Origin of the sequence: Nocardia beijingensis NBRC 16342, assembly GCF_001612785.1 — a bacterium.
GTDB classification, from domain to species: Bacteria; Actinomycetota; Actinomycetes; order Mycobacteriales; family Mycobacteriaceae; genus Nocardia; species Nocardia beijingensis.
This window is the reverse complement of record NZ_BDBC01000017.1, coordinates 302,429-309,485: the sequence shown is the minus strand read 5'-3', so window position 1 is coordinate 309,485 and position 7,057 is coordinate 302,429. Positions and strand designations below refer to the sequence as shown.

At 69.4% G+C, this 7,057-nt stretch carries 5 protein-coding genes and 1 pseudogene; 5 read left to right on the top strand and 1 reads right to left on the bottom strand.

The features are described from left to right. Together NB3_RS35545 and NB3_RS12560 are read left to right on the top strand one after the other, a co-directional pair. Window positions 1–926, top strand: a pseudogene (locus NB3_RS35545) (hypothetical protein); the annotation flags it as partial. 109 nt (window positions 927–1,035) lie between these two features. Next, a complete protein-coding gene (locus tag NB3_RS12560; RefSeq protein ID WP_244891876.1) occupies window positions 1,036–2,808 on the top strand; it encodes a dynamin family protein in 1,773 nt (590 codons plus the stop codon). A gap of 12 nt (window positions 2,809–2,820) precedes the next feature. On the opposite strand, the gene NB3_RS12555 is transcribed toward NB3_RS12560, so the two are convergent. After that, the gene (locus tag NB3_RS12555) at window positions 2,821–4,920 is read right to left on the bottom strand and encodes a glycoside hydrolase family 15 protein (protein ID WP_371855897.1); all 2,100 of its coding nucleotides are present in this window, start codon (window positions 4,918–4,920) and stop codon (window positions 2,821–2,823) included. On the opposite strand from NB3_RS12555, the gene NB3_RS12550 reads away from it, so the two are divergent. The 3 genes from NB3_RS12550 (at window position 4,915) to NB3_RS12545 (ending at window position 6,987) form a co-directional block, all read left to right on the top strand. Next, window positions 4,915–5,193 (top strand): hypothetical protein, encoded by a 279-nt coding sequence (locus tag NB3_RS12550; protein WP_067801306.1) that lies wholly within the window; start codon window positions 4,915–4,917, stop codon window positions 5,191–5,193. The genes NB3_RS12555 and NB3_RS12550 overlap by 6 nt on opposite strands. A gap of 385 nt (window positions 5,194–5,578) precedes the next feature. Then, window positions 5,579–5,734: an Ms4533A family Cys-rich leader peptide gene (locus tag NB3_RS36800; RefSeq protein ID WP_355155471.1), complete on the top strand. Its 156-nt coding sequence runs from the start codon at window positions 5,579–5,581 to the stop codon at window positions 5,732–5,734. A gap of 206 nt (window positions 5,735–5,940) precedes the next feature. Next, on the top strand, window positions 5,941–6,987 hold the full coding sequence (locus NB3_RS12545) for a sulfate ABC transporter substrate-binding protein (RefSeq protein ID WP_067801304.1): 1,047 nt from the start codon (window positions 5,941–5,943) through the stop codon (window positions 6,985–6,987). The last annotated feature ends 70 nt before the right edge of the window (window positions 6,988–7,057 follow it).

Sequence of the window (7,057 nt, the reverse complement as noted above, 5' to 3'; positions counted from 1 at the left end):
CGGTCGCCGCGGCGCCGGTGGTCGCGGTCACCCCGTTGCAGACCACCATCCAGCCCGACGCCGCCTCGACGCCGATCGCGAATGTGATCGCCGCGCCGGAAGGGCCGTCCGTGCTGACCGCTCCCGCGGCAGCCGTCCCCGCGCTGTTCGACGCGGTGCGGCCGACGCAGGCGGTGAAACCCGCCCCGGTGACCGACCCGCAGCCGTCGCACCCGACGCAGTCGCCCGCGTCGACCGTCACCCCGCCGACCACGATCGTCAAGACCACGCCGACGCCGAGCGTCCCCGGCGACGTGACCACCCCGTCCGCGCCGAAGACGCCGGACCAGGACGTCACGAAACTCCCCGGCGCCACCACGGTGCCGCACGGCGGCGTCACCACCGCGCCGGACGTGCCGACCACCAAGGTTCCGACGGTCACCCAGACCCCGGCGCCGACGCACGCGCCGACCACCCCAGACGACGACGTGACCACGCCCGGCGGCGCCGGTCGGCCGAGCACCGGGGGCACGTCGAACAGCACGCATCCCACCAACGACGTACCGACCCACGAGGTGCCCACCGCCGACGTTCCGACGGTGAGCAGGCCGGCGCAGCCGACATACGACGCGCCGGACCCCACCTACAGCGCCCCCGCGCAGGCGCCCACCGTCGAGCCGCACGCCCCGTCCGCGCCGACCTACACCGCCCCTGTGCCCACGCAGGCGCCGGTCAAGCCGCAGGTGATCGACCCGAAGCCGCACGGCATCTCGGCGCCGCTGGCGCTCGACCACCCCGTCGACGCCGCCTACCCGGTCGCCGACTACACCTACGACCATTCCGCGCTGGCGTTGTCCTCGGGAGGGAGCCTCTCGGGCGCCCTGTTGCCGGACTCGGGCATAGTGGAAACGCACCACTACGCGTCCGATGACATCTCCCTGATCTAGCAGGGCCGCGGAAGGTTCCGACGACCGCGGAGTGGCCGCAGGGGAACGAAAAGTCACCGAGAAGTAAGGAGCAGGGTTGTCTGCCGCTGCCGGGCTGAAGGCTGCGACCGTGAAACATCCGGACGCGATGGCCCCGCTCATTCGGATCCTCGACGAGCTGCGGGAGACGGCCCGATCCGCCGGACGCGACGACCTCGGCAGCCGGCTGGGCATGGTCCGTGCCAGGGTGAGCGATCCCCGGGTGCGGCTCGTGGTCGTCGGTCCTCCGAAGAACGGCATGAGCACGCTGGTCAACAGCCTGGTCGGCGCCTCGGTCAGCGCGACGAACAGCGATCTGAGCGTCCCGGTGATCGTCGAGTACGGGCCGGAGCCGACCGCGACGCTGGTGCGGCAGACCGAGTACGGCCGTACCGAACGTCAGTCGGTCGACCCGCTGGATCCCGGCCCTGCGCTGGCCACCCAGGGCGTCGTCCGCGCCGAGTTCACCCAGCCCAGCCCGTTGCTGGCCGACGGTGTCGTGGTCATGGACGCGCCGGGTGCGCTGGGCGACAACCGCACCACCTGGTCGATGATCGCCGCGGCCGACGCCGTGCTCTACGTCGGCGAGGCGGGCGCCGAGCTGACCGTGGAGCAGATCGCCGAGTTGCAGCGCATCCAGCAGATCTGCCCCACCGTGATCTGCGTGCTGAACAAGATCGATCTGTTCCCGCACTGGTCGCGCACCCAGCAGCGCAACCGGGAACTGCTGGACTCGGCGGGCCTCGGCTTCGCGGTGGCCCCGGTCTCCGCGGAACTGCACCGGCAGGCCGGATTGACCGGCGACTACCAGCGCGACATCGAATCAGGCGTGCCGCAGCTGATCGATCATCTGCGTGACTACGTGGTCGCCCGCGCGGACGCGGTGGCGCTGGAAGCCGCGGTCGGGGACATCCGCCTGGTCAGTGATCACCTCGCGGTGACCCTGCGCACCGAGGCCGAGGCGCTGCGCGATCCCCGGCGCCGCGCCGAGATCACCGACCAACTCGCCCGCGCGCGCGACGAAGCCGACCAGCTCCGCCAGCGCACCGCGAACTGGCAGGTCACGCTGGTCGACGGCGCGACGGAGCTGATGGCCGACATCGAGCACGACCTGCGCCACCGGCTGCGCAGCCTGATCCGCGACGCCGAGGCCGAGATCGCGCAGACCGACCCCGCGCGCCGGTGGAAAGATTTCGGCGCCGATCTGGACGCGCGCATCTGCCAGGCGGTCGAGGAGAACTTCGCCGTGGCGCACTACCGCTCGATGGAGCTGTGCGAGCAGGTGGCCGCCAAGTTCCCGGCCGACAACCGGACCCCACCGCTACCGGACCTGCGTTTGGCCGACCCCGGTGAGGTGCTCGAAGCGGTGCAGCCGCTGGAGCCGCTGGAGAGCGCGAAGGCCGGAGTGACCCAGCAGTTCCTGACCGGTCTGCGCGGTTCCTACGGCGGCATCCTGATGGTCGGTCTGGCCACGAGCCTGCTCGGCATGTCGCTGGTGAACTGGTATTCGGCGGGCGCGGGCGTGCTGCTCGGCGTGAACGCGCTGTGGGACGACCACAAGAACCGCAAGCAACGCCGCAGGGCCGAGGCCAAGGTGGCCGTGGCCCGCCTGATGGACGACGTGATCTTCCAGGTCGGCAAGGAGTCGCGCAACCGCTTGCGCGCCGTGCAGCGGGTGCTTCGCGACCACTTCACCGACATCGCGACCGAGGTCTCCCGCACCGCGGATGCCGCGCTGCGCTCGGCCGAGGAGAACTACGGGAAATTCGGCGACCGCAGGCCGGAGCGGATCGCCGACCTCGAGGCACAGCTCGGCAAAGTGCGCGAGCTGCGCGAGGAGGCCGACGGCCTCGTCCCCGCGTAGGTCGTTGCCTGGTCAGACCGGATGACCCTGCGGCGTGTGCGCGGGCTGGAAGCGGCCCGCGTGTTGTGAGTTCTCGGCGCGGATCACGTGGGTCACGGCGTTGATCAGCGCCAGGTGGGTGAACGCCTGCGGGAAGTTGCCGAGGTGGCGGCCACTGCGCGGATCGATCTCCTCGGCGTAGAGCCGCAGCGGGCTGGCGAAGCCGAGCAGGCGCTCGCACAGGTGCCGCGCCCGCTGGATCTCCCCGATCTCGACCAGCGCGGAGACCAGCCAGAACGAGCAGATGGTGAAGGCCCCTTCCGTGCCGCTCAGGCCGTCGTCGGTGGTCTCGGTCCGGTAGCGCAGCACCAAGCCGTTCTCGGTGAGCCGGTCGGCGATGGCGAGCACGGTCGCGCGCACCCGATCGTCCTCGGGCGGCAGGAAGCGGGTGAGCACCACCAGCAGCAGCGAGGCGTCCAGCGTGTCGCCGCCGTAGACCTGGGTGAACACGCCTTCGGAGGTGACACCGTTGGCCAGGACGTCGGCCTTGATCTCCTCCGCGATCGCGTACCACTCCTCGGCGTGCTCGTACTGACCGTGCAGTTCGGCGAGTTTCGCGCCGCGGTCCAGCGCCACCCAGCACATCACCTTGGACGAGGTGAAGTGCTGCGGCTCGCCGCGCACCTCCCAGATGCCCCGGTCGGGCTCCTTCCAGTGCTCGATGGCGGCGTGCACTTGGCGGACAAGTAGCGGCCACAGCGTCTCCGGCACCTGCTGGCGAGACTTCACGTGCAGGTACACCGCGTCGAGCATGGTGCCCCAGATGTCGTGCTGATCTTGGATGTAGGCATTGTTGCCGATGCGCACCGGACGGGACTGGTCGTAGCCGCCGAAGTGATCGAGGATGATCTCGTCGAGCTGCCGTTCGCCGCCGATGCCGTAGAGCACCTGCAGCGGCACGGGCTCGCCGTCCTCGCCGGTCGTCGCGTCGTTGAGAAAAGCGAAGAAGTCGTCGGCCTCCCGGTCCAGGCCCAGCGTGTACAGGCCCCACAGCGCGAAGCTGGCATCCCGCACCCAGCTGTAGCGGTAATCCCAATTGCGTTCTCCGCCAGGAGTTTCCGGCAGCGAGGTGGTGGCGGCGGCCATCAGGGCGCCGGTCGGGGCGTAGGTGAGGCCCTTGAGGGTGAGCGCGCTGCGCTGCAAGTAGTTGCGCCACGGGTGATCGGGGAACTTGCCGAGCGTGATCCACTGGCGCCAGCATTCGGTGGTCTGCCACATCTTCTCGGCGGCCTCGTCGAAGGTGCGCGGCGCGGGCAGTTCCGACCAGGTGAGCGCGACGAAGACTTGGTCGCCCTCCTTCATCCTGGTGCGGGCGCGCGCCTCGCGGCCCTCCAGCCCGAGACGCAGATCGGTGGTGAGCACCAGGGTCGGCCCGGCGCTCGGGTCGTCGCCGCGCACCGCGGTCGCTTCCTCGTACACCTTGCCGGTGTACTCCCAGCGGGCGCTGGCCCGGTGGTAGTCGAACGCGGGCTCGCAGCTCACCTCCAGCTCCACGGTGCCGTTCACGCATTTCACCGTGCGCAGCAGCAGGTGCTCGGCATCCCAGTCCATCGGGGTGCGCCGGTGGGTCTTGCTGCGCTGATCGTTGTTGTGCCAGGGTCCGAGCACCAGCGCGTCGCGCACGATCAGCCAGCCGGTGCTGGTCTGCCAGGTGGTCTCCAGGATCATCCCGCCGGGCAGGTAGCGGCGGGCGGAGGGCACGTTGACGCCGTACGGCCCGACCCGGAAGTGCCCCGCGCTGCGGTCCAGCAGCGCCCCGAAGATGCTCGGCGAATCCGGTCGCGGCACGCACATCCATTCCACCGAGCCGTTGCTGGCGATCAGGCAACTCGTCTCGCAGTCGGACAGGAAGGCGTAGTCATCGATCGGCGGGTAGGCGCCGCGGTGATGCGTTTCGGCCAGGTTGGTCGGCAGGCCGTCGGAGTCGTTGAGGGGGAGGTCATCGGTGGACGCCATACCCCATCTTCGGGCCGATGGGCGTCCGTCGTCCACCGCCCGCCTTCCCGGTGCCGCCGATGTGGCCGACGGTCGCGTGGAACCGGCCGGCGTACCGACTAGGCTGGAGCCGTGCATCGCATCGCAGGTTGGTGGGACGGCTTCGAGCTGTGGGTGGCGGGACTCCCGTTCATTCCGCAGTTCCTCGTGGTGCTCATCGGCATGGTCCCGATCAGCTTCGCCATCGCCTACGGGCTCGATCGCGTGCTGCGTGCGGTGCTGCGCGTCCTGGATCGCCGCTTCGGCGCCCGCCCCACGCCGGTGCGGCCCGCTCCGGCGGGCCCGGCGGCGGTGCTGGAACCCGAACCGGCCGCCGAGGTGCGCACCCCCGTGCAGAGCGGGGCGCGCTGATGCCTCGTTCGCGGGTGCAGCTCGCCCTTATCGCTCTGCTCGTGCTGATCGTCGTCGCCTGGTTGATCACCCGCTGACGCTCGGTTTCCGCCGCCGCGCCGCTCGCCGAACCGCTTGCCGCGCTCCGCGACGGTGTCGCCGACGCAGTGTCGACATACCGTCGGGCAGTTCGCTGGACCGCTCGCAGTCGTCGGCCTGGGCCGACCGTCCCGTGACAGACGTGCTGGCATTCCTGCGGCAAACCCGACAATGTGCGCAGCGTCACGTCGTACCCCGTCGGTGACCGCAAGGTAACCAGAGTGGTGCGGTCGGCGAGGTGCTCCCACGTGCGCGTGCCGGTGCCCGGGAATGCCGTTCGGAGGCCATCCGCACCGATGGTCATAGGATGAAACCCCCCTCTTGCTGGGCTCTTCGATTCGAACTCCGCCTTGTGCTCTGCTACAGTCTGCCCGTGTCTTCGAGCGCAGTCCCGCAGGTCCGCCATGAATTGGCGTTGATTGCTGTCGGTGACCTCGCGGTCGCGGACGTCTACTGTCGCTGATCGGCGACCGGGCACGTCCGCGTCTCGTTTGTCAGCAGACTGGCGCGCTTCCCGCAGATGTGCTTTCGCTTCCCGACGGCCCGTTGTGGCCGATAGTCGCGCCGCTGCCGTATCACTCGATCGGCGGGTCTGCTGCTTCGAAAAGATGGTCGCCGCCACCGATGTGTTACCGGAGAACTGGCGGTCCGCACGAAAGGTCCACCCCGATGGCTCGCAAATCCTGGCTTTCGCCGCGCCGACGCTACAGCGCCGTTGCCCTAGCCGCCCTAGCGGCGGTCGCGCTGACCGCGTGCGGCGGTGGAGCCAGCGACACGGTCGGGGGAAACGCTTCCGACGGCAGCGGCGGCACCCTGAACCTCTACGCCTACGCCGTGCCGAAGCCCGGTTTCGACAAGGTGATCCCCGAGTTCAACAAGACCGAGCAGGGCAAGAACGTCCAGATCCAGCAGTCCTACGGCGCCTCGGGCGACCAGTCCCGCAAGGTGAAGGACGGCGCCGAGGCCGACGTCGTGAACTTCTCGGTCGAGCCGGACATCACCCGCCTCGTCGACGCGGGCCTGGTGGACGCGAGCTGGAACGCCGACGCCACCAAGGGCATCCCGTTCGGCTCGGTGGTCGCGATCGTCGTGCGCAAGGGCAACCCGAAGGGCATCAAGGACTGGGACGACCTGCTGAAGCCGGGCGTCGAGGTGGTCACCCCGAACCCGTTCAGCTCCGGGTCGGCCAAATGGAACCTGCTCGCGCCGTACGCGGCCAAGAGCGACGGCGGCAAGAACCCGCAGGCCGGCCTGGACTACCTGAGCAAGCTGGTGTCCAAGGAGCACGTGAAGGTGCAGCCGAAGTCCGGCCGTGAGGCGACCGAGACCTTCCTGCAGGGCACCGGTGACGTCCTGCTGAGCTACGAGAACGAGGCGATCTTCTCCGAGCGCAACGGCGATCAGATCGAGCACTTCGTCCCGCCGGTCACGTTCAAGATCGAGAACCCGGTCGCGGTACTGAAGAACAGCAAGAACCAGCAGAAGGCCGTCGCCTTCCGCGACTTCCTGTTCACCCCCGCGGGGCAGAAGGCCTGGGCCACCGCCGGTTTCCGCCCGGTCGATCCGAAGGTCGCCGCCGACTACGCCAAGGACTTCCCGACTCCGCAGAAGCTGTGGACGATCGCCGACCTCGGCGGCTGGAAGGCCGTGGACAAGGAACTGTTCACCCCGAACACCGGCTCGGTAGCGGTGATCTATGACCAAGCGACCAAGTGACCGGGTGACCCCCGTTACACGGGATACTGGACGACTGTGACTACGAGCAGTAACGCCGGGACCGCGCAGG